The following is a 22,821-nucleotide window of genomic DNA, read 5'->3' on the forward strand; positions in this document are numbered from 1 at the left end:
TGCTGAAGGTCCAGAGAAAAAGGGATTTCGAAAAAAGCCCTTTTTTATAAATATTGCATTTTTAGCAAGAAGGTGTTGATATGGAAAGAAGGCCAAATCTGTTTTTATTTGTGGTTGTAATCAGTGCAGGCTTGTTAGTCTTTCTTTTGAGTGCCCTTCAGCTCACGCTTCCCAACAATCCAACACGTGTATTAAAGAATATGACGATAAGTAAGATTTTTCCACAAGGTTGGGGATTTTATTCCATCTCTCCCCGAGAAGAGCAAATTATCTTATACGACGAAAATGGCAATCTGGCAGTTGATTGGCCTAACGCCAGTCTAAGTAATCTTTTCGGTCTTCTGCGAAAAGGGCGAGCACAAGGGCTGGAGGTCGGGATTGTGTCTGCAGAACTTCAAGAAAATGATTTTACTCAGACAGAAGGTAATCTGAAAGAGGCTATCAAATCATACCACGGAAGAATAATTACAGTAAAAAACCCGACCCCTAATGCCATGATAAGCGGGAAATATTTTGTAGTTAAATATCAAATCGTACCGTGGACTTGGGCACGCTTGATAAAGCAAGAAGATGCCCCAGCTAAGATTGTTGAGGTGAATGTCGTTGATTAAGAGGATAAATGAAAAAATGATAAATTTTGCCCTTGCAAATAATCCATTCACCAACGTGTACGGACTTGCTCGTTCCATGATGGCTTTTTCCACGTTTTTGCTCTTCTTATTCAATAAAACTGAGTGGCTCTTCCGACCAGCTCAAGGGCTCTCAGAAATCGATATGAGTCAAAATCTTGTGCAGAAGATATCCTTTTTTAACTTGTTTCCGAATCACCTGGAGGTCGCCCGGTGGATCATAGTGATCCTTATGTTGATTGTTATGTCTGGATGGCGACCAAGAATCACTGGGATTATTCACTTCTGGATTGCGTTTTCAGTGTTTAATAGTGCCATCCTTTTAGACGGGGGAGAACAAGTTCTAACCGTGATGACACTTATTCTTTTACCCATTACTCTCTTGGACGATCGTAAGTGGCATTGGTCAATGCCCGAAACCAGGGCAGGAAGTGCAGCCTATTTATACAAAGTTATGGGAGCTCATGTTTTTATTACCTTCGCGCGTCTACAGCTCTCTATCTTATACGGGCAGGCTGCTATTGAAAGACTTAAAAATCCTGAGTGGTTAGACGGAACGGCTGTTTACTATTTCTTTCAGATACCGATGCTCGGTATCACCGAGACAATGAAATCACTGTTAAACCCGATCTTGACCTCCCCCTTTGTATTTTTTATTACTTGGGGCGTAACTATCGTAGAGTTATTCCTTGCTTTTGGATTTTTGGCTCCGAAGAATAGATGGAAGTACTTTCTCGCTTCAGGGGTGTTCTTACACTTGGGAATCGCGGTCTTGCTTGGTCTTTGGACGTTCTCTCTCACGATGATTGCTTGCTTGATCGTTTCATATGTACCAGAAGAAAAGATGTTGGGGCTTAAGTGGTTAAGCAAATGGTTTAATAGAAAAGACGTATATACGGAATTACAGAACAATCCAGCACTTTAGAGGCTGTTCCACTCTTTTAGTACGCCGGGAATCAACATCTCATCTGTGTAAGGCGCTCAACGACCGGGCGTTTGCCGATGAGAGCCGGTGAATCGAGGTTGGCTCAGTGGGCACGGTGTAGCAGCGACGGAAATGCCCCCTTTTCAACGTCAGATCCTAAGTGCACTGGATATTTAAGAGCTGCACCATTTTTTCCGGATGGATCCCATAGGTATTCGTGTGACTTCGAACTCTCCAACTCGGAAAATACTGAGTGGCAGTAACACTGTGACTCGTTCAGCAACCCTATTTGCTAGTGAAAAGGAGGTCTGTTACTCTTGGTAGGTCACTATCGTTTACGAAAGAGCTCTTTTATGACTGTTTACTATGATGGATATTGTCCATATTGCCGTGCTACCGCCATGAGCATTCGAGGTCTGGATCTTTCGCGGCGGATACGTGTGATTTCATTTCGGCATGATACGAGTTATGAAAATGATGGCATTAAAATCGAAGATCTTGAACAAGAAATGGTAGTCCTTCTCAACCAAGGTGATCAATATCGTATCTATAAGGGTTTTGAAGCAGTGTTAGCGGTGCTGCGAGGATTACCATTACTTTGGCCGGTGTTTCCGCTCGTTTGGTGTATGGGGCGTGTCGGATTGGGTGATAAGGTTTATCGCTGGATGGCGGACAATCGTCTGATCATACCCGATGCAAAGCATTGCCAGTATGGATTTTGTCCTGGTCCCCCCAAAAAAACCTTAGAACGTAGGTGAACAATAAGACGATAATGCATCTTGTGGAAATATGCTGCATATATTGCTTTAACATCCACTTTCGCTCGGCTTGTTTCACGATTCCCAAAAAGACTAAGACTTCTTCTAAAAAACCTTATTTTCATTCATCTTGGTGCCGCTTGCGGCATGGGAATCTACGTATATTTGTCCTACGTATATTTACCATGCTGGAAAAGCGTTGGAACTCAATGCAACTCAACATGCCGTTGATCTGAACAGGCAAACGAAATGGGTGTACGAGTGTTCAGCCTGCCACCGCTCGATGCAACCCTTCGTGGGCGTCACTGATCACCAACTGAACCCCTCGAAGGCCACGAGCTACCAAGCCTCGCAAAAACGTCGTCCAAAAAGCACTGTGCTCACTCATCATCAGGTCAAACCCCAACACCTCTCGTTCCCCGGTTTCTCGGACGCCAATGATGGTGACCTACGCCATTCCCATCACCCGTCCGGCCTTCTTTTTAAACTTGGGCACCCAAATTTACACCACTACCAGGTACTATAACTGTATCCAATCTGCAGGGGTTAATCCAATTGAGAGTTATTTACCTCTGCCGTTGTAGGTGCTCCACTAAGTTATTTCGAATACTGTCTATGATAACTTAAAAATAGGCCAGCGTATTCATTAAAAAGCCGACCATAACCGATTAACCTACTTGGAGAGAAAATTAAATTGAAAGAAACAGGTGTCACGGCAGTCGGAGAGATATCCGGAGACATATTGTGGTGGTATATGCAGCATGGGACCGCTCCGTCGTATGCATGGATACGCTTAAACATGCCTAGATAGGGATTGATGAACGATCGAAAAACCCTTTACTGAGAAGGATTTCAGCCTCTTGATGGCGAAATATAGTACCATGATTTCACGCTAAAACCTTCAACGAGTGGTGATCATTGAGTGGCGATCACTGATGGAAGTTTGGCTGTCAATGAGGAATGTGGTGAGGAATCTTCATGTATAAAGTGATGATCGTTGAAGATGATTTGACGATTGCGCGAGCGATCAAAGATCATCTATGCAAATGGGATTATGACGTGACCTATGTCACCGATTTTAAGAATATTACGGAACAGGTGATTCGCTTTCTTCCCCATCTGGTGCTATTGGATGTGGTGCTTCCGTTTTTTAACGGTTTTTACTGGTGCGGCGAAATCCGCAAGATCTCTAAAGTGCCGATCATCTTCATCTCCTCCGCCGGTGACAATATGAACATCGTGATGGCCATCAATATGGGCGGGGATGATTTTATCGTCAAGCCTTTTGATTTAAATGTACTAACCGCAAAGGTGGGAGCGCTGATGCGGCGGACTTACTCTTTTCAAGGGCAAATCAATGTCATCGAACATCGCGGCATCCTCTTAAACCTAAGCGATGCGACGCTCATCTATCGGGATCAAAAAATCGAGTTGACGAAGAATGAGTTTAAGATTCTGCAGCTGCTGATGGAGAACATCGGGAAAGTGGTTTCCCGCGAGGAGATCATGCAACGTCTATGGGAGAATGATGCCTTTGTTGACGACAATACCTTGACCGTAAACATCGCCCGCCTGCGGAAAAAGCTGGCGGAATCCGGGCTTGACCATTTCATTACAACCAAAAAAGGGCTTGGATATATGGTGGAGTGATATGAAGGAATGGATAAGCATCGTAGGCGCCTATTTGAAAGGGAATAGAATCAATCTCATCGTCATCCTGGCTTCGTACGGCATCTTTCTCTTGGTCTTCTCCCTCTATGCCTTGCCTTTCGAAGCGGTCGGTTATGCCGTCCTCCTCACCACCGTTTTTCTCATCATCATCGGGAGTGTTCACTTGATCTCCTTTTACAGGAAACATATCATCCTTACCAAATTAAGAAACAGCATCGCGATGACCGATGTTCGATTCCCCCTTGCCAGAGACCTGATTGAAAAGGATTATCAAGAATTGGTTCATATTCTGGACCAAAAACGAACGGAGATGATGAGTGAAAAGGAGAAGGCTTTTGCCGAGATGGTGGATTACTACACCACCTGGGCGCATCAGATTAAGACGCCCATCGCGGCAATGCGGCTCCTTCTGCAGTCGGAGCCATCCGACGCCAATCAGGAGCTTTTGGACCAGCTCTCCAAAGTGGAGCAGTATGTGGAAATGGCTCTTCAATATATGCGGATGGAAAATATGAGTGGGGACCTCCTCTTCAAAAGGTATCCCCTGGATGATCTCGTAAAGCAGGCGGTAAGGAAAACTTCAAAATCCTTCATCCGCAAAAAAATAAAGCTGAACTATGAACATGTAAACCGCCCGGTGCTGACGGACGAGAAGTGGCTCGTTTTCGTCATCGAGCAGATCTTGTCCAATTCCCTGAAATATACCCCTGAAGGGGGAGAGATCTCCATTTATGTGGAGGATTCACCCCTTACCTTGGTGATCGAAGATACGGGCATCGGCATTGAGGAAGAGGATTTGCCGCGGGTATTTGAAAAGGGCTTTACCGGGTATAACGGACGGTTGGATAAGAAATCGACCGGTATCGGCCTATATCTGTGCAAGCGGATTTTGGACAAACTTAACCATACGATCCGGATCGAATCGGCGGTCGGCAGAGGAACCAAAGTGAAGATCGGACTTGATCATCCGGATATCCTGGCCGAATAAGGGAAGCTTACCAAAATGTAAGTTTGGGAGAGAAAATGTAAGCCGAAGAAAGGGCGAAGCATTTTCTCTTTTTGCTATAATGGGCGCGACGATCAATCGTGGAGGGAGAGACATGTCACTGTTGGAGGTTCGTAACTTAAAGAAAATCTATACTACCCGCTTTGGAGGAAATCCCGTTCTTGCCCTTTCCAACGTCTCCTTTTCGGTGGAGCAGGGGGAGTATGTGGCGATCATGGGGGAGTCGGGCTCGGGGAAGACAACCCTGCTCAATATGATTGCGGCCCTCGATAAACCCACCGGCGGAGAGATTCTGCTCAATGGCAAAAGCATCCTCTCCATCAAGGAAAAGGAGATCTCTGCCTTTCGGCGCGACCATTTAGGCTTTGTATTTCAAGACTTTAATCTGCTCGATACCTTCTCGATCCAGGATAACATCTTCTTGCCCCTGGTATTGGCAGGGAAAACCTATGAGGAGATGAATGCACGGCTTGCGCCCATCGCGAAGAAGCTCGGAATCAGCGATATCCTTATGAAATACCCTTATGAGGTTTCCGGGGGTCAAAAGCAAAGAGCCGCCGTCGCGCGTGCGCTCATCACAAGGCCGCAACTGATTCTCGCCGATGAGCCGACCGGTGCCTTAGATTCCCGCGCCACCGAAGAGCTCCTAAAGCTATTTACCCAAATCAATGCGGAGGGACAAACGATTCTGATGGTGACCCACAGCATCAAAGCGGCCAGCCATGCCAAAAGGGTTCTCTTCATCAAGGACGGTGAGGTATTTCATCAGATTTACAAGGGTTCCCTGTCCAATGAAGAGATGTATCAGAAGATCTCCGACACCCTCACCATGATTGCGACGGGGGGTGTAAGAGATGCGTAAATTCTTCTATTCCAGGCTTGCCATCATGAATATCAAGAAGAGTTCCAAAACCTATGTCCCGTATCTATTCACCTATATCGGTACGGTCATGATGTATTACAATATGTATTTTTTGGCCGTCGCAAAGGATATCGGCAGCCAAAGCGACAGCCAATCTTTACGACAGATGTTGTTTTTTGGTGCGATGGTAATCGCCATCTTTTCCGTCATTTTCTTGTTTTATACCAACAGCTTCTTAATTAAAAGGCGCAAAAAGGAGTTTGGGCTCTTCAACATTCTGGGAATGGAGAAAAAGCATATTGCCCGGGTGATGACGGTTGAGACTTTGCTAATAACGCTCATAAGCCTCGTGGTAGGCCTTTTGGCGGGAATCCTTTTAAGCAAGCTGATGATTTTGCTGCTTTTTAAAATCATCTCCTTTCACGTCAGTTTCGGCTTTGAAATCCCGGCCCCTGCCGTCATTTCTACGGTTCTTTTGTTTTCCGGCATTTCGATCCTTAATCTGACGTATAATATCTTTCAAGTCTATCGCTCAAAGCCGATTCAGTTGTTAAAGGGCGGAAATGTAGGGGAGAGAGAGCCGAAGACGAAATGGATCTTAGCATCCGTCGGTCTTCTATCGCTTGGAATTGGATATAATATCGCATTAACGACGGAAACCCCGCTCGCCGCATTAAACAGGTTTTTCCTGGCGGTCCTTTTGGTGATCATCGGGACCTACGCCCTGTTTACGGCGGGAAGCGTGGCCGTTCTCAAAATGCTTCGGAGGAATAAAAGGTTTTATTACAAGGCGAACCACTTTATCTCCGTCTCCGGGATGATCTACCGCATGAAGCAAAACGCGGTGGGGCTTGCCAATATTGCGATCTTGTCAACGATGGTGATCGTGACCCTCTCGACGACCATTTCCCTGTATGTGGGAGTCGAAGATGTGTTACGGACACGATACCCCAGGGATGTGATGGTTGACGCCGCGAATGTCTCAGAGGAACAGATCAGCCGGATCGATGCGGTCATTGAAAGAGAGCTCGCTGCGTCAAAGATGACGCCAAAGAATGGCTTTCGTTATCGTTCCATGGAATGGATGACCATCCAGGACGGCAACCATTTTACCGCTGCCCAAAAAAGCGATTTTTCCCGCAGTCAGACGGCGTTCCTTCTATTGATACCCCTTGAGGATTACAATCGAATGGAGAAGAGATCCGTATCACTTTCAAGCGGCGAAGCGCTTCTTTATCCGCTGCGAGGAAAGATTGAGGGAGACACGATCAGCTTCAATGACTTTCGGCTTTCCATTAAAGAACGTCTCTCTTCCCTCAACACAAGAGGGGAACTAAATGGTATGCTCATCAATAGTTACCTGGTCGTTGTGGATAGTGTCGATACGATACTACGGATTAACCGTTCTCTTGAAGGAAATGAAAGTGCTATGAAAAATCTTTCCTATCATTACGGATTTGATGTGAACGGCGATCGAGATCAAAAAATAAATCTGATCAACACATTGCGAAGCGAGATGAAGAAGATCACCGAGAATCATAACGTAGACGGGATCGAAAGTTCACGAGACAGCTTTTTTACCCTTTATGGCGGGTTATTCTTCCTCGGCATCTTCTTAGGTCTCTTGTTTATCATGGCGACGGTGCTGATCATCTATTATAAGCAGATTGCGGAGGGGTATGAGGATCGGGAGCGTTTTGAAATTATGCAGAAGGTGGGCATGAGCCGCGCAGAAGTGAAGCGGGCGATCCGAACCCAGGTACTTGCGGTCTTCTTCTTACCCCTGGTTACGGCGGTGATTCATTTGGCGTTTGCTTTCAAGGTGATCACGAAATTGCTTAACGTCTTCAACCTCACGAACATCCCGCTTTTTGCTTTCTGTACCGCGATCACCATCCTTGTATTTGCCGGTTTTTACGTGTTTGTCTATATACTCACCGCGAGAACCTATTATAAGATTGTAAGTTTCGTCTCTGGTTAATATTAACGAACACCTTGTTGAGGATTCCTCTCGGGTGAGATTGGGGAGCTCCTGCATCCATTCTGGCGCTCCCCGATTCCCTTCTTCAGTCTTTTGGAATGTGGCGGCGGTGGTTGACGACAAACCCTTTGGCGGTGTTGGCTTGGAGGTGAAGGAGGAAGCTTAACACGGACCTTTTTCAAAGTAGGATCCTTTATGGTAGAATAATCTTAGTTGAAAAAACTTTTATCCGATTGAAGTGAGGGAAAATCCCATGGTTGATCTGGACAAGGCAATACCAATGGTGATTAAAGTCCTAAACGAGCAATTCTCCCCCTATTTTATTGTCTTGTTCGGTTCGTACGCAAATGGGAATCGAACCTCCGAGAGTGATTTGGATATTGCGTTTTTAAGTGAAAAAGAGAGTGATTCGTACACCCGTTTTTTAACCGCTCAGACCTTATCCGAAAAAATCGGAGTTCCTGTGGATCTGGTCGATCTTCAGGCTGCATCGACGGTTCTTCGCGCGCAAATCATGTCTACAGGAAAGATGATTGATGTAAAGGATCCGTTGAAGAAGGATAAATTTCACATGTATACATATTCCCAATACGCCCGACTGAATGAAGAACGGCGTCCCATTCTGGAGCGAATTGCGAAGGAGGGTAAAATTTTTGATCGATGACATCATCTTAAATAAAATACAAATCATCGAACGATGCCTGCTGCGCATTCGTGAAGAGTTTGAAGGAAATCCGGAGAATTTACGGAATTATACCAAGCAAGATTCGATTATCCTTAATCTTCAACGGGCAAGTGAGGCTAGCATCGATCTCGCCATGCATCTTGTGGCCAAGATGCGGTTGGGTCTGCCACAAACAAGCCGAGAAGCCTTTGATCTTTTATCCACTGCTCAAGTGATCTCCGAGGGATTGGCGAAGCGACTAAAGGGAATGGTGGGTTTTCGAAATATCGCAGTACATGATTATCAGCGGTTAGATCTGACGATTATCCAAAAAATCATTGAATTCCATCTCAATGATTTTGTTGCTTTTACGGAACAGGTATTGCGTTATAACAAAATCTAGGACAGACACCCGACGATTGCAATTTGGTTTGTGGCGGTTGACAGATTATTTTGTATGTACTAAAATTGCGTTAGATGATTAGATAGTAGTGTTTTGCAGTTTTTGATGGGTCTTCTCTTTCAATTGGCATGGTTTGGTTATGAAAATGACTCTCAATTGATAAATACCCGGCCGGGAGTAAACTGTTGGGTATAATTCGACGGTATTTCTCCTCATTTAAGATTCGAGGGTAACGATGAAACAGAATATCCGTGAACTTAATATTCTACGTGCAATTGCGGCTTTTATGGTCATTGCAATACATATTGTAAAATGTTGGAATTATTGAATCCTACCATGTAACTATTGATCTTGAAAATAAAAAATATAAAGCGACTAAAAACATTGGCGAAAAACTTTATAGTATTTTAAATAAGACAGAAAAGCAGCTGGAAATTCCCGTTAGCACATTTTCAACACAAACTACTGGATCTTATTCTGGTGGAGTAATTGCTACAACAGACGACCCTTTGGGAGTGGATGTTTGCCAGTCAAAACATAAATTGTGGTGGAGTGTCAATAGTAATAATTTATCCTCGTATGTTAATAGAGAGGCCTCCGCTTGGGCTGCAAATCCCTCTCTTTTTAAATACGCATTGGTATATTCTTGATAATTATTACACAGGATTAAATACAATTGATGGAGGCAGAACTGTTACAAGTTCTTCTTTTCATTCATACTATAATTATGATTTTGGCGATACTAATCAAAGAACGGACGTTTCGCATGAACTCACAATCTATGGTTACTATACTGGTAATTATGACTACTTTGTAGACTGGTCGGTAAGTGGTGAATATTCTGGATTATTAGATTTAGATATAACAACATATTAATTTCTGTAAAAAAAGCTAAGCCACTTTTTTAAATGTAGGCTTAATCAAATTATATGGTGGTTTAGTCAATTATTTAACTTGAATAATGCAAAGAAACTAGTACAATTTTATTCTTTGCTTTTTTCCAAGGAGTAAAGTTGTCATTGTCTGGATATAATTGACCGGGAATGTAAGAAGGGAAATGACTCACCTCTTGGCGACGCTCACGTTTGTTAGAAGTAAAGAAAGCGTGTTGATGTTCAGCCCTTCTGGCGTCTGGAAAAACATATTTTGCGGTTACCGTCGCTGTAGGGGCAAAAATATCCTAGTGCAAATGGATCAATTAAAAATCCGATTATGACATCAAGGGGTGAAAGGATATATGTTTAATCAATATCGTGAAGCGAGTTATTTCTGGGATATTGTAGGTCCGGTATCTTTACTTTTTTTTGCTATATTTTTAATATTATCTGTTTATGCTGTGAAGAAAAAATCGATTTTATTATTGCTGATTTCGGTTATCGTTACTGGAATTGTTACGTATATCACACTATGGTCTATTGGAAGGTATTTATTCGTCATCATGATACTACAACTCTTTGCACTTGGGTATATTACGTATAAAAAAGTTTAATAATTAATATAATTTAATTCCAAAAGCTTTACTGTGAGGTATGTTTAATGGATTAGGGTGGACCCTATTGTTGCTCGGAAACGAGCGGAATTTCACATATACACTTACTCCCAATACGACCGACTAAATGAAGAACGGCGTCCCATTCTGGAGCGAATAGCGAAGGAGGGTAAAATTTTTGATCGATGACGTTGGGTCTGCCGCAAACAAGCCGAGAAGCCTTTGATCTTTTATCCACTGCTCAAGTGATCTCCGAGGAATTGGCGAAGCGACTAAAGGGAATGGTGGGTTTTCGAAATATCGCAGTACATGATTATCAGCGGTTAGATCTTACGATTATCCAAAAAATCATTGAATTCCATCTCAATGATTTTGTTGCTTTTACGGAACAGGTATTGCGTTATAACAAAATCTAGTACAGACATCCGACGATTGCAATTTTGTTTGTGGCGGTTATCCTTTCACCATGTGTTTTGATTGTGGCCTGGCCCGCTCATTTCATCAAGGGTAAAGGCCCAAGGCCTTCGCTTCGCTCACCCTTGATTCATTCGCGGTCCAGGCATAGAAGGCGAATAAGGGGTGAAAGGAATTTTAGCAGTATTCCTTAACTGCTATAGCCAAATCAAGCCCGTTGTGGTACCCTTTTACTAGGTTTGTTGTATTCTCGCCAAGGATGATCGGCAGCGGGCTTGTGAGGGCTCCTCGCATGGCTCGCCTTTTCTTTTTGAGGAGGATTTTGGCGGTTGGGTTTTTCCACTTCTTCCAGCGGGTATTTCTCCCTTTTGTACCAGATGAACCGCTCTCCGTTTAAGGTTTCACGAATTTCAACATGAGTTTTCACAGGTATGGTTAATTTGTCGTTCTTCGCTGCGATCTTGTAGGTTTTTCCTCCGCAAGAAATAGTTTCCCCTGGGCCAATCGTACGTTTCTCTCGATAGCACAGGATCGTATTGATGTCTTGTCCTTCGCTCAAAGGGACATATGCATCTTCCGGATCAGCAGGCTGAACCGCAAAGAGTCGATTCGGAGTATAGACTCAAAGGGACTCCTTTTTGTTCGATCAGCTGTTTGAGTTACTCCCTCCTCTAAAATTTTTTTCTTTAGGCGAAAAACCTGACGAGTACTTAACTTCAATTCACTCGCAGCTTCGCTTACTGTGATAAGCCCGTTCATGTGCTTCATGATTACCGTATAACGCTTCAATTCTTTTTAGGTTAATGTCATTCTCTCCTGTCCCATAGTGACATTTTCTCTGAAGCGTTACGATATGACAATATCACAGACGTACAACAGAGTGATCGTGAACACTTGACTTTTTCTCTTCTATGTGCTAAAAATATAATCAGAATGTTCTGGTAACAATTCGTACCTCCATGGGGGGTGATATCCAATCTCGAGTCATCGAATTGGATATTCCCCTTATCGGTGCCTACTGCGGCTAGAACACAGACTAGGCGAAAGGAAAGTGATCTTGGTGGGAGGCATTAACCATCGGCCAACCAAAGGCGTGAGTGTGACAACGGCGCTCTCGGCACAATGCGCCTGGGCGATCGGTCAAGCCATTACCAACCTGTGGCAGGCGAACGGGGAACTAGAGAAGGCAATATTTCCGCAATCGGTAAGACGGACATCGCGCGACACATCGACGGCGTCACGGGAGATGCCGTCAGTCATCTTGAGCGAGCCATTGACTACTTGTATGCAACGCTTGACGGTGTTCATACTACCATTCACTCCTATGACGATCTCCTGACCCTCACTGATGAACTCGGTTATAAAGGAAATCCGTTGGCACCTCAAATCAGGGAATGGAACCTTCGGGAACTTCTTGAACAACATCTCTTTCTGATTCACTCTCGTGAGATGTGGGATGACATTGCCAGCCGCATTGAACAGCATAACTTGGTTGAATACTTCAAGTGGGAGCGCGATCAATTCTTCCGTGTAATCAAACCGCTGCAGGATCTGATTCAAGTCATGAATACGTGCAAAGAAGTTGCCGCAGTCGATCCCGACTTGTTCGTTAAAAGCGTCGAATTTAACCAAATTCCTCTTCGTCAATACTTTTTCCGGGTCTTTAACTTGTGGTCCTCGTTAGTCCTGATGGTAGAAGTGTCAACGAGTATTTCCACGGAGCTGTTCTATAGGGTTGAAGGCAACGGTTCTCTGACTGAGGTGCCTCCGATTCCTACCCGCGACGATATACTGCGGGAAGCGCCTGCTCGGGTTCCAGCAGTTTGGTAGCATTAAAGGAAGTGCGGCCGACGGCCCAGGTATAATCCTGGGCCTTTTCTTGGCGGAGGTTGGTGTCATTATGTTGATGGTTGAAGACTTAGTCAAACTTTATCCCGGCGGCCGAAAAGCCCTTAACGGATTTTCTCTCCATCTTCATGGAGGGGAACGGCTCATCCTCTTGGGACCCAATGGTGCCGGAAAGACAACTCTGATTAAGTGTATGACTGGTTTGATTATCCCAGATGGTGGTCGCATTATAATGAATCGTTTTGATGTCGTAAAATATCCAGAATACGCGTCCAAGGTGACCTCCGTAGTTTTTGAAGAGGTTAACAACTCCTACGCGTACCTGACTGTGTATGAGAACCTCCTGTATTTTTCTCTTTTAAATGGGATCTCTTTAAATGAGGCTCATCGTAAAGCCGAGAGAGTCCTAAAATTGGTCGGACTCCAGGAGCGGTCCCACTCATTGGCGCAGTCATTGTCTAGGGGTATGAAGCAAAAGCTTGCCATAGCCATTTCACTGATGAAAGACGCACCCATTCTGATCCTTGACGAGCCAACTCTTGGTCTCGATGTCGAATCACAACACCACATGAGACACTTGCTGAGCGATAATCTCTTGCCGGCGAGTTCGATGCTAATAACGACGCACGATATCCCATTCGCGTATGCCGTCGGCACGAGATTCATCATTATGAAACAGGGTGAAATCGTATGGGAGGGAACTAAAGCCGATATATCAACAGCGGCAGCATTGGAATCGCAGTTTCTTTCCATGACCGCCGAAGCCAATTAGTCCCGCACGGAGGTGCGTTCTATCGAATGTTGGCGGAAGTACTTCGCGCGATTCTATCATTTTTCTTGAAAAAGCGTGCCGAATTCCGGAGCTATTGGATTGATTTCCTAGTAGGTCTATGTATCAAGTTTATTTTCTTCTTGGGAACGTTGTATGCTATGCCAATTCAAGATGGGAACGAAGCGGTCACACGGATATTTGGCTTCAGCCTATGGTATTTGAGCGCTAACCTCGTAGCGAAACTAGGAAACAGTGCGCTCGAAGAAGCATATCTCGGTACAGTGGAGCAAGTCCTATCTACCCAGGCCAGAAAATGGCAGTTGCTGTGGGGTCTTATTGTGTCTGAAATCTTTTTTTCGCTTATTTGGGTATCAACATTTTTTGGTGTGGCTCTTGTCATTGTCGGGATACCAACCTTTTGGAGTGGAGTCAAACAGACAGCATTCATTGCCATTGCTTACGGATTCGTTGGCCTGCTTGGTATGGTTGGCGTGGGTTTGGTGATGCTCGGCTTGTCCTTGCGATTTAAGCGGGTCGGAGCAATTACGGAAATTGTGCTATATTATCTGCTTGTTTTTTCTGGCTTTTTCCTTCCACCAAAATTTATTCCTGAGACATTTCACTTTTTCAACGTGATGTCGCCACTTGCGTGGTTTGTGAAGGGAATGCTCAATGGTGTGAACGAGATAGCCTATGCCATTCTTGTGTCCGCATTGTGGCTTTTGCTGGGAGTGGTGATATTGAAGTCTCAATGGAATTGGGCGCGGCGCACAGGTCGTCTTAGTAGCTACGTCTAAACTTCTCAGCAGTTTCGCATTCGCCTGTATCCTGACCCGCTGCACCAACATCGATGCCGACTGAAGGACGACCGCCCGGACGCGTGGCGCCGGTGACGGGTGGGTCGCGAGGCATCGGGCCCGCGATCGCCAAGACGCTCGCGGAAGAAGGCGCGCGCGTCGCCGTCGCGCCGGGATCGATCCGCCATCCGGGCGGTAGCTGGGACCGGCGGATGAGGGAAAACCCGGAAGCGATGCGCGCCTTCGTGGAAGCCAACATCCCCAGCGGGCGGTTCGGCACGCCGGAAGAGGTGACCAACGTCGTCGTCTTTCTGGCGTCGCCGAAGGCGTCGTGGACCGTCGGCACGACGGTCGTCGTCGACGGCGGGCAGTCGAAGATGTTTTAGCTGCTAAAGCGATAACAAAATAGAAGGCGCCATCCGTCAACGGAGGATCCGACAGCCGCGGCCCGCCGATTGGCGGAAGAAATCGTTCAAAACGGGCCGCTTGCCGTCGCCCAGGCCAAATTCGCCGTCGACCGCGGGCTCGAGGGCGATCTTCAAACGGGGCTGGACATTGTCGGTTATAGTCTGATGGTCTTTTCGGCTGGGATGGGTTTTGTTGCGGGTTCCCTTATCTTGACATTTATAGCTAAACATATAGGAACAAAATGGCTGATAGGCATTGGTAGGTTTTTATCTGCATTTGGCTACCTTATCTATGCTTTAGCACCTAATTTTTATTGGGCATTGGGTGGTCTCATTATTTTAGGATTATTCGGTGCGATGGCAAGTATAGGTTTTACCACATATATCCAAAATCAAGTTCCCCTTTCAATGATGGGACGGATTAATAATGTGATCGGATTCTTCCAACAAGGACTCAGCATTGTTTTTATTCTAGCGGGTGGTTTCTTGGTATCCGAGTATGGGATACGTATTCTAATGGTATGTACCACCATTTTAATGCTTATTTTAAGCATTATTTTAACCGGGATGATTCTTACGGAGAAACGAAATTCACTTTTTAAGGATGAAATCAAGTAACTTATTTTCCACGGAATTGGCGAAGCGACTCAAGGGAATGGTATTACCCCACCTATCGACGCCGGATTGATTGAATCAAAAAAGATGAAAGGCATCGCTTTATCATTCAAAAAGCAAAATCGTTTGCCTTTAACTTGAGCCGATGGGCAGCAGGACGCGGTTTTCGCTGTACCAATCGACGATCATAAAGTTAGAAAATGAGTGAATATTGAAACCTTCAAAGAGTGTTTTCCGTCTAAATTAGGTGAATTCAAAATTGGAGGTGTACGGAAGGCATGAAAGCCGTTATCCCTTTTGTTTTATTGGCGCTTGTTGCTCTTTCCGGTTGTTCCTTCGGCATCGTGAATCTGCCGAATGAACAACATGATAATTCTGATCCGGCTAAGATGGAGACCTGGTTGGCAAGCCCAGCTTTTCAACTTGAAGCAGTGAATGAGAATAATGAAAAAGTAATCACGACCGCTTTTGGGGAGAAGGAACATTTGGCCGTCATCCCCGGATCTATTCTTGCAGGGGTTAATGCGAAAATGATGTGGCTGTTCTGGGGAGAGGCCGATCAATTGGTGGGGAAAAAGGTGAAATTTATGGCGGTCAGTCAAACCGGTGAACGTATGGAGTTCGGCGGGGCCTATGAGGATTCCCTCTCGGGTGAGAATTGGGGAGCTCCTGCATCGATTCTGGCGTACCCCAACTTTCCTTCTTCGGGATTATGGAAAATCGAGGTAACGGTTGACGACAAGCCCTTTGGCGAGGTCGTCTTGGAAGTGAAGGAGGAAGCATAAAAAGGGGAAAAGGATAGGGGGTGGGATCGATCATTGCCCAAATCTTTTTCCAAAGCTATTCAGCAACCGTCGTCAGCCTGACTTTTGTAATAAAAGAAATGAATTACATCGTTTCCTCTCTTCTCTGTGAAAATCCACTTCATGCAGGGGTTGTATCTGAGAGACCATGAATGTTTAGTAAGGGGGGATTGCCGGTGCTTCTCAAGGCGGCATTTGTTCTCTTATTGGTTATAGGGATATTGTTATTGATTCGGGTGATCAAGGGGGCATCAAAGAAAGAGAGTGCCCAAAAGAGATCGGGGAATGCGTTGGAGTCGCTCGCCCTTTTGATCTATGATTCAATTCTGCTCTACTTTGCCGTTTTAGTCGTCGGCGTATTGCTTGGCGTCGTTTCCTCCTATCTTTTTGAGTAAACGGACCTTTTTCACCGCTCCTTTGACCATGGTTCACTGAAACAAAGGGAGTCAAGGAAATTTTAAAAAAATCCTGCAGAAAAGCAGGATTTTTTCTTTTTCCATCGAAGAGTATAATAGTGGGGAAAAGTGGTGTAAAGTGGGGCGAAATGGGGGAGGTGTGGGGAGAAGATGTTCATGGGGGAGTATCGCCATGCGATGGACGAAAAAGGGCGGCTTACGATCCCTGCCAAGTTCCGTGAGGAACTGGGTGAACGCTTCGTCTTAACCCGCGGCCTGGACCAGTGCCTCTTCGTCTACCCCATGGAAGAATGGAAGAACCTCGAAGGGAAACTGAAGGGCCTTCCGTTCACCAAGGCGGATGCTCGGGCCTTTTCCCGCTTTTTCTTTTCCGGAGCGGTGGAATGTGAACTGGATAAGCAGGGCAGAGTAAACATACCGGCGACACTGCTTTCGTTTGCCCGGATTGAAAAGGAATGTGTCATTATCGGGGTGTCCAACCGTGTGGAGATTTGGAGCGAAGCAGGGTGGACCGCGTATCTTAGCGAAAAGCAGGGTTCTTTTGACGAAATCGCCGAGAAGTTGGTTGATTTTGATTTGTAACTCCCAGGAGATATGAAGCGATTCAATGGTCGAATCATGGAATGATGAAGATAAAGAAGGAGGAAAAATGTTCCATCACCGGACGGTATTGCTTCAAGAAGCGGTGGAAGCCCTCCAAATAAAAGAAAATGGAATCTACGTGGATGGAACGTTGGGAGGTGGAGGGCACAGCGAGGCGATTCTCTCCCGGTTGAAAAACGGTCTCTTAATCGGTATCGACCAGGACGACCGGGCCATCGCCGCCGCCGGAGAACGACTCCATCCCGGAAAGAACCGTCTCCTCCTCGTCAGGGATAATTTCGTCCATATGGATGCGATCTTGAATCAGCAGGGAATCGAGAAGGTGGATGGATTTCTCTTCGATTTGGGCGTCTCATCCCCCCAATTGGACGAAGAGGAGCGCGGATTTCGCTATCAGGAGGAAGCCCCTCTCGACATGCGCATGGATCGCCGCCAATCTCTCACCGCGTATGAAGTGGTGAATGAATGGCCGGAAGGGGAGCTTACCCGCATCATCCGGGAATATGGGGAAGAGCGCTTTGCACGCTCGATCGCCCGGAGAATCGTGGAGAGGAGGAAGACGGCGCCCATCGCCACCACCGGGGAGCTGGTGGAGGTGATCAAGGAAGCGATTCCCGCCCCAGCCCGGCGAACCGGTCCCCATCCGGCGAAGCGTACCTTCCAAGCGATCCGCATCGCGGTAAATCGGGAGTTGGAAGTGTTGGGAAAGGCCTTGCACTTGGCGATTGAGCGCCTTAAGCCGGGGGGGAGAATTGCGGTCATTAGCTTCCATTCCCTGGAGGATCGGATTGTGAAGGAAACCTTTCAAGAATATGCCGCCGGCTGCACCTGCCCTCCCGATTTTCCGGTCTGTGTTTGCGGAAAAGAACCGATCGTCAAGATCATCACCAGAAAACCGATCCTTCCTTCGGAGGAGGAGATCGAAACAAATCCCAGGGCTCGTTCGGCGAAACTAAGAGTGGCGGAAAAAGTGATGGAGACGGAAAAGGCGGGAAAATCTTTAAATCTTACGAGATAAAAGAACAGATGAGCGAAAGTTACGAGAGTGCAAATCTCAGTTAGCAAATACAGAAGCAGAGGAGGGGAAGTAGATTGAGCAAAATCTACTACGGAAATTTAGCCGTCAAACCGCAAGAAAGCTACACCTATAAGCCTACTCAAAAAGCCGGTACCAAGAAGAAAAAAGTGGTCATCCATTATACGCTCCCTTTGAAGGAAAAATTGGCATACCTTCTCCTGCTTGCCGCAATGGTGGTGGTGGCCGGTTTTATTCTTTCCAGGTATGCGATGATTGCGGAGGAAAACTATCAAATTGAAAAAATGAAGCGAGAAATAGCCGATATAGAGAAAGAGAGCGAAGTACTCCGCATCCAAGTGGCCGAGCTATCTTCTCCGGAACGCATCTTAAAGATCGCCAACGAGATGGGTCTCACCCGAAGAGATGGCAATGTGGCGACGGTAAAAATCGCAGGATTGGAAAAGTCGGATCAGGCGGAAAACACCCCTTGAAGGAGGAAAGATCTCCTTTGAAAAGAAGCAGAGTCCACTAGAAATATCACAATTCCCCTCTTAGGATCCATAAGCGTAAAGGGGAGGAAATAATCGGATGAAAAAAAGAATCACGGTACGGTCCATTTTGTTTGTAGGAGGCGGAATTACCCTTCTCTTTTTTTCTTTAATCGGACGAATTTTTTATCTTCAAGTCGTGCAGGCCGATTGGCTGAATGAAAGTGCGATGGCCCAATGGCAACGGGAAGAATGGATGGAGCCGCAGCGGGGAATGATCATGGATCGGAATGGTCAGCCGCTGGCATACAGTGGCCCCGCCTACACCGTGGTGGCGGTTTTAAGCGAAAAAGCCCCCTCCCGGGTGGAAAATCCGATGGATACGGCGGAGAAGCTAGCCCCCATCTTGCAAATGAGCAAAGAGAGCCTTCTCAGTCTTTTGAGCAAAAAAGATCGTTATCAGGTGGAACTTCGCCCCGGGGGATGGAAGATCGATGAATCCAAGGCGAAGGAGATTGAAGCGCTTCGTCTACCCGGCATTTATCTCAGCAAGAGCACCAAAAGGTATTACCCAAACCAAGCTTTTCTCTCCCCTACTTTGGGTTATGTGGATAAGGAAGGGGAGGCGAAGATGGGACTGGAGCTCATGTATGATTCCATCTTGCGGGGTACGCCGGGGAAAGGAGTCTTCCTGACGGATCGCTCCAAAAACGTTCTTCCGGCAGGAGTGGAGAACTATCAACCGGCAGTGGATGGCAAAAATCTCCGTCTTACCGTCGACGAAAGGATTCAGCATTTTGCGGAGCAGGCTTTGGATGATGCGGCAAGCAGGTACCGGGCAAAAGGGATGATGGTCCTCGTCGCCGACCCCAATACAATGGAGATGCTGGCCATTGCCTCCAGGCCCGATTTTGATCCGAATCAATATACCCAAATCACCGATTACCGGAATCTTCCCCTACAGGTTCCCTATGAGCCGGGTTCGACGTTTAAAGTGATTACGTTAGCTGCCAGCATAGAGGAGGGAGTTTTTCATCCTGACGAGGTGTACCAGGCAGGTCGGTACGAGTCGAAGGTGATTCGACCTGCGATCAAGGATTATTACAACAATTTAGGGTGGGGGAAGATCACCTTTCGCCAGGGGATTGAGCGTTCCTCCAACGTAGGGGCGGTTATCCTCGGTTTCGAAAGGCTTGGCAAGGAAAAACTGTTTCAATACTATAAAAAATTCGGTTTCGGCGAGCCCACCGGAATTGATTATCCCCATGAAGGGGTGGGAAAACTCCCTCCTCCGAATGCTCCTCCCCGGGATATCGCCACCACCACCTTTGGTCAAGCGATCACGGTGACGGCGATCGAACAACTGCGGGCGGTCTCCGCCGCCATCAATGGAGGGAAATTGCTGCGGCCTTATTTAGTGAAGGAGATCCTAGACCCCAAGACCGGAAAGGTGTTGACGGAGAATAAACCCGTTGTGGAGCGGCAGGTCATCTCTCCGGAGACCTCCTCCGAGGTGAGGAAGGTGCTGGAGGGAGTAATCACCTCTCCGGAAGGGACGGGGAGAGGATACGCCATCGAAGGGTACCGCATCGGGGGGAAGACCGGAACGGCGCAAAAACCGGACGTGAACGGCTCCTATTCCCGTGATAAGTTTATCTATTCTTTTGTGGGGTTTGCACCCGTGGATAATCCCCGCCTTATTGTTTACGCGGTGGTGGATGAGCCCGATATGACGGCGATCTCCAGCAGTCAGGTGGTCGGGGAAATTTTTCGCAGCGTGATGAAGAATAGCCTTCAGTACCTTCAGATCCCCCCCGATGCCTCCCTTTCTTCTCCCCAAAATCCCGGGGGGAAGGAAAAGGCCGCTTCCCTTCTTCCTGAGAGTCAAACCGCGCCTCAGCTCTTAACCATCCCCACCTTTGTGGGAGAAATGGCTTCCAGTGCCAAACAAAAAGCCCTTGAGTTAGGACTAAAGCCTGTCGTGTTGGGAAAAGGGAAGAAAGTGACGGGACAATATCCTCAGGGGAATGAGGAAGTGATGGCGGGGCAAACCCTCTATCTCGTCACGGACGGGGAGGTCCTCATGCCCGATCTTACCGGCGTGAGCCTAAGGGATGTCCTAGCCTTGTCTCAATTGCTAAAAATAAATATAAAAACAAACGGTTCCGGCTATGTAACGAGCCAAACACTCGCTCCTGGAAAACCCATTGCGGAAGGCACGGAAATTGAGGTCTCATTACGCCCTCTCTCGGTTCTATCCCCCAACGGCCAAGAATAGTACTAGAAATAGAACTTGTCTGATAAGGGGGAACGAACGTGAGGGTCTCTGGGGTAACCATACGACGGCGGATTCTCTTTATAATGATGCTTCTCGTATTCCTTTATGTCATCTTGATCGGACGATTGGGTTATTTGCAGCTCTATCGGGGGGACTGGCTTCTCGCCAAGGCGGAGGATCTGTGGAGCCGGGACATTCCCTTTGAAGGGAAAAGGGGCCGAATCCTGGACCGAAATGGGAATGTCCTCGCCTACAATGTGAGCACGCCCAGCGTTTTGGCGATTCCGGCCCAGATCAAGGATAAAGAAGAGACGGCACGTAAACTGTCCGCCGTGTTAAACATGGATGAAAAGAAAATATATGAACAAATCACACGGAATGAGCTCCATGTTTATCTCCGCCCCGGGGGGATGAAGCTGACGCAAGAGAAGGCGAGGGAAGTTGAGAGCCTCCACCTTCCAGGAATTGTTTTATCTGAAGATAGCTCCAGGTATTATCCCTACGGCAACCTGGCGGCTCATGTCTTAGGATTTGCCGGGATTGATAACCAAGGGTTGATGGGACTGGAGCTGGTCTATGACGAGAATTTGAGGGGAAAACGGGGAGCGATCTCCTATTATTCCAATGCGAAAGGAGGTGTGATGCCAAACCAACCCTCCCGATACATCCCTCCCCAGGATGGAAAGGACTTGGTCACTTCCCTTGATGTAAAGGTGCAGCAAATCCTGGAGCGGGAGATGGAAAAAGCGTGGTTCACTTATTCCCCGGAGAGTATGCTGGGCATTGTCGTGAAAGCAAAAACGGGTGAAACCTTGGCGATGGCCTCCTATCCCACCTTTGATCCGGCCAATTACCAAGATTATTCTTCCGAGGTGTATAACCGTAACCTTCCCATTTGGCGCATGTATGAACCGGGTTCCACCTTTAAGATCATTACGCTGGCTGCGGCCTTGGAGGAAGGAAAAGTAAATCTTACGAAAGAGCACTTTTACGATCCGGGGTACGTGAAGGTGGCAGGGGTGACACTCCATTGTTGGAAGCCTGGTGGGCATGGAGACGAGACCTTCCTGGAGGTGGTGGAAAATTCCTGTAACCCCGGCTTTATAGAATTGGGACAACGGGTGGGAAAAGAGAAGCTCTTCCGGTATATTCGAAATTTCGGCTTTGGGGAGAAGACGGGCATCGATCTCAGAGGGGAGGCGAAAGGGATTCTTTTTGACCTGAATAAGATGGGGCCGGTGGAGTTGGCCACCACCTCCTTTGGGCAAGGGGTCTCGGTCACGCCCATTCAGCAGGTGATGGCGGTGGCGGCGGCGGTAAACGGAGGGAAACTCCTAACCCCTTATCTGGGAAAAGAATGGATCGATCCTAAGACGGGGGAAAAAGAGGAGATTCACCAACCCACCGAGAAGAGGACGGTGATCTCCCCCGAAACCTCGAAACAGGTACGGGAAGCCTTGGAATCTGTGGTGGCCAAGGGAACAGGATATAGAGCTTATGTGGATGAGTACAGGGTAGGAGGAAAAACGGGAACGGCCCAAAAGGTGGGACCGAACGGAGCCTATCTGCCCAATAATTATATCGTCTCCTTCATCGGAGTGGCCCCTGCCGATGACCCGGAACTGGTCGCCTATGTGGCGGTGGATCATCCCCAAGGGGTCCAGTTCGGCGGAGTGGTGGCCGCCCCCATCGTCGGGAGGATATTGGAAGATGCTTTACGATATCTTAACATTCCACCGCGCAAGGGGGGCATCCCTAAGGAATATCGTTATCCTGATCCGAAGTTGATTGCTGTTCCCGACCTTCGGGGCATGAACCTCAATCAGATTCGTCTTTCCTATTACGGTATGAACCTCGAGGTTGAAGGAAAGGGGGAGAAGGTGATCAGCCAATCACCGGCTCCGGGGACAAAAATTACCGAAGGGGAGAAGATTCGGGTATACCTGGGTGACAACGGCTCTTCTTCGCAGTAAA

General features: G+C 47.0%; 24 protein-coding genes and 2 pseudogenes. 24 read left to right on the forward strand and 2 right to left on the reverse strand.

Going from position 1 to position 22,821, the window contains the following annotated elements:
* Positions 1-80 precede the first annotated feature (80 nt).
* From THEAE_RS0106075 to THEAE_RS0106085, 3 genes are all read left to right on the forward strand, one after another.
* Entirely contained in the window at positions 81-611 is a 531-nt protein-coding gene (locus THEAE_RS0106075; protein ID WP_052329795.1) for an SdpA family antimicrobial peptide system protein, read from the forward strand.
* Positions 604-1,554, forward strand: coding sequence for a sporulation-delaying protein SdpB family protein (locus THEAE_RS0106080; RefSeq protein ID WP_028986848.1), 951 nt, complete (start codon positions 604-606; stop codon positions 1,552-1,554). Before THEAE_RS0106075 ends, THEAE_RS0106080 begins: the two co-directional genes overlap by 8 nt.
* Positions 1,555-1,871: 317 nt before the next feature.
* A complete protein-coding gene (locus tag THEAE_RS0106085) occupies positions 1,872-2,312 on the forward strand; it encodes a thiol-disulfide oxidoreductase DCC family protein (protein ID WP_028986849.1) in 441 nt (146 codons plus the stop codon).
* Between the two features lie 271 nt (positions 2,313-2,583).
* Here the strand turns inward: THEAE_RS0106085 and THEAE_RS23500 are convergent.
* A pseudogene (locus tag THEAE_RS23500) lies at positions 2,584-2,760 on the reverse strand (transposase); the annotation flags it as partial.
* A gap of 530 nt (positions 2,761-3,290) precedes the next feature.
* Between THEAE_RS23500 and THEAE_RS0106090 the strand changes: the two are divergent.
* The 9 genes and pseudogenes from THEAE_RS0106090 to hepT (THEAE_RS0106125) form a co-directional block, all read left to right on the forward strand.
* A complete protein-coding gene (locus THEAE_RS0106090; protein WP_028986850.1) occupies positions 3,291-3,962 on the forward strand; it encodes a response regulator transcription factor in 672 nt (223 codons plus the stop codon).
* 1 nt (position 3,963) lies between these two features.
* Positions 3,964-4,971, forward strand: a complete 1,008-nt coding sequence (locus tag THEAE_RS0106095; protein WP_028986851.1) for a sensor histidine kinase — start codon at positions 3,964-3,966, stop codon at positions 4,969-4,971.
* Positions 4,972-5,083: 112 nt separating this feature from the next.
* Complete coding sequence (locus THEAE_RS0106100) at positions 5,084-5,851, forward strand: ABC transporter ATP-binding protein (protein ID WP_028986852.1); 768 nt, start codon at positions 5,084-5,086, stop codon at positions 5,849-5,851.
* A complete protein-coding gene (locus tag THEAE_RS0106105) occupies positions 5,844-7,832 on the forward strand; it encodes an ABC transporter permease (RefSeq protein WP_028986853.1) in 1,989 nt (662 codons plus the stop codon). Before THEAE_RS0106100 ends, THEAE_RS0106105 begins: the two co-directional genes overlap by 8 nt.
* A 34-nt stretch (positions 7,833-7,866) precedes the next feature.
* Positions 7,867-7,998: a hypothetical protein gene (locus THEAE_RS23680; RefSeq protein ID WP_281169556.1), complete on the forward strand. Its 132-nt coding sequence runs from the start codon at positions 7,867-7,869 to the stop codon at positions 7,996-7,998.
* Between the two features lie 87 nt (positions 7,999-8,085).
* Positions 8,086-8,496: a type VII toxin-antitoxin system MntA family adenylyltransferase antitoxin gene (gene mntA / locus THEAE_RS0106110; RefSeq protein ID WP_028986854.1), complete on the forward strand. Its 411-nt coding sequence runs from the start codon at positions 8,086-8,088 to the stop codon at positions 8,494-8,496.
* On the forward strand, positions 8,486-8,899 hold the full coding sequence (gene hepT, locus THEAE_RS0106115) for a type VII toxin-antitoxin system HepT family RNase toxin (RefSeq protein ID WP_028986855.1): 414 nt from the start codon (positions 8,486-8,488) through the stop codon (positions 8,897-8,899). The genes mntA and hepT (THEAE_RS0106115) overlap by 11 nt, the downstream gene beginning before the upstream one ends.
* A gap of 519 nt (positions 8,900-9,418) precedes the next feature.
* Positions 9,419-9,775 carry a hypothetical protein gene (locus THEAE_RS22915; RefSeq protein WP_156920563.1) on the forward strand — a complete coding sequence of 119 codons (357 nt, stop codon included), beginning with the start codon at positions 9,419-9,421 and terminating at the stop codon, positions 9,773-9,775.
* Positions 9,776-10,579: 804 nt separating this feature from the next.
* Positions 10,580-10,804 (forward strand): annotated as a pseudogene (gene hepT / locus THEAE_RS0106125) (type VII toxin-antitoxin system HepT family RNase toxin); the annotation flags it as partial.
* Between the two features lie 206 nt (positions 10,805-11,010).
* Here the strand turns inward: hepT (THEAE_RS0106125) and THEAE_RS0106130 are convergent.
* Positions 11,011-11,361 carry a hypothetical protein gene (locus THEAE_RS0106130; protein ID WP_028986858.1) on the reverse strand — a complete coding sequence of 117 codons (351 nt, stop codon included), beginning with the start codon at positions 11,359-11,361 and terminating at the stop codon, positions 11,011-11,013.
* Between the two features lie 563 nt (positions 11,362-11,924).
* On the opposite strand from THEAE_RS0106130, the gene THEAE_RS0106140 reads away from it, so the two are divergent.
* From THEAE_RS0106140 to THEAE_RS0106195, 12 genes are all read left to right on the forward strand, one after another.
* Complete coding sequence (locus tag THEAE_RS0106140; RefSeq protein ID WP_028986860.1) at positions 11,925-12,632, forward strand: V-type proton ATPase subunit C; 708 nt, start codon at positions 11,925-11,927, stop codon at positions 12,630-12,632.
* Between the two features lie 70 nt (positions 12,633-12,702).
* On the forward strand, positions 12,703-13,422 hold the full coding sequence (locus THEAE_RS0106145; protein ID WP_028986861.1) for an ABC transporter ATP-binding protein: 720 nt from the start codon (positions 12,703-12,705) through the stop codon (positions 13,420-13,422).
* Between the two features lie 26 nt (positions 13,423-13,448).
* Positions 13,449-14,219, forward strand: a complete 771-nt coding sequence (locus tag THEAE_RS0106150; protein WP_028986862.1) for an ABC transporter permease — start codon at positions 13,449-13,451, stop codon at positions 14,217-14,219.
* Positions 14,220-14,302: 83 nt separating this feature from the next.
* Positions 14,303-14,605, forward strand: a complete 303-nt coding sequence (locus tag THEAE_RS0106155) for an SDR family oxidoreductase (RefSeq protein WP_028986863.1) — start codon at positions 14,303-14,305, stop codon at positions 14,603-14,605.
* A gap of 69 nt (positions 14,606-14,674) precedes the next feature.
* Positions 14,675-15,244, forward strand: a complete 570-nt coding sequence (locus tag THEAE_RS20145) for an MFS transporter (RefSeq protein WP_028986864.1) — start codon at positions 14,675-14,677, stop codon at positions 15,242-15,244.
* Between the two features lie 275 nt (positions 15,245-15,519).
* Positions 15,520-16,026: a hypothetical protein gene (locus THEAE_RS0106165; protein WP_005588539.1), complete on the forward strand. Its 507-nt coding sequence runs from the start codon at positions 15,520-15,522 to the stop codon at positions 16,024-16,026.
* Between the two features lie 194 nt (positions 16,027-16,220).
* Entirely contained in the window at positions 16,221-16,439 is a 219-nt protein-coding gene (locus tag THEAE_RS0106170) for a hypothetical protein (RefSeq protein WP_005588541.1), read from the forward strand.
* Positions 16,440-16,610: 171 nt separating this feature from the next.
* Positions 16,611-17,042 carry a division/cell wall cluster transcriptional repressor MraZ gene (gene mraZ / locus THEAE_RS0106175; RefSeq protein WP_028986865.1) on the forward strand — a complete coding sequence of 144 codons (432 nt, stop codon included), beginning with the start codon at positions 16,611-16,613 and terminating at the stop codon, positions 17,040-17,042.
* A 67-nt stretch (positions 17,043-17,109) separates the two neighbouring features.
* Entirely contained in the window at positions 17,110-18,081 is a 972-nt protein-coding gene (rsmH, locus tag THEAE_RS20150; protein WP_052330210.1) for a 16S rRNA (cytosine(1402)-N(4))-methyltransferase RsmH, read from the forward strand.
* A 74-nt stretch (positions 18,082-18,155) separates the two neighbouring features.
* Positions 18,156-18,572: a cell division protein FtsL gene (gene ftsL, locus THEAE_RS20155; RefSeq protein WP_052329797.1), complete on the forward strand. Its 417-nt coding sequence runs from the start codon at positions 18,156-18,158 to the stop codon at positions 18,570-18,572.
* 97 nt (positions 18,573-18,669) lie between these two features.
* Complete coding sequence (locus THEAE_RS20160) at positions 18,670-20,847, forward strand: penicillin-binding protein (RefSeq protein ID WP_052329798.1); 2,178 nt, start codon at positions 18,670-18,672, stop codon at positions 20,845-20,847.
* A gap of 38 nt (positions 20,848-20,885) precedes the next feature.
* On the forward strand, positions 20,886-22,820 hold the full coding sequence (locus THEAE_RS0106195; protein ID WP_028986866.1) for a stage V sporulation protein D: 1,935 nt from the start codon (positions 20,886-20,888) through the stop codon (positions 22,818-22,820).
* Position 22,821 lies beyond the last annotated feature (1 nt).

It is taken from the genome of Thermicanus aegyptius DSM 12793, assembly GCF_000510645.1.
GTDB lineage: Bacteria > Bacillota > Bacilli > Thermicanales > Thermicanaceae > Thermicanus > Thermicanus aegyptius.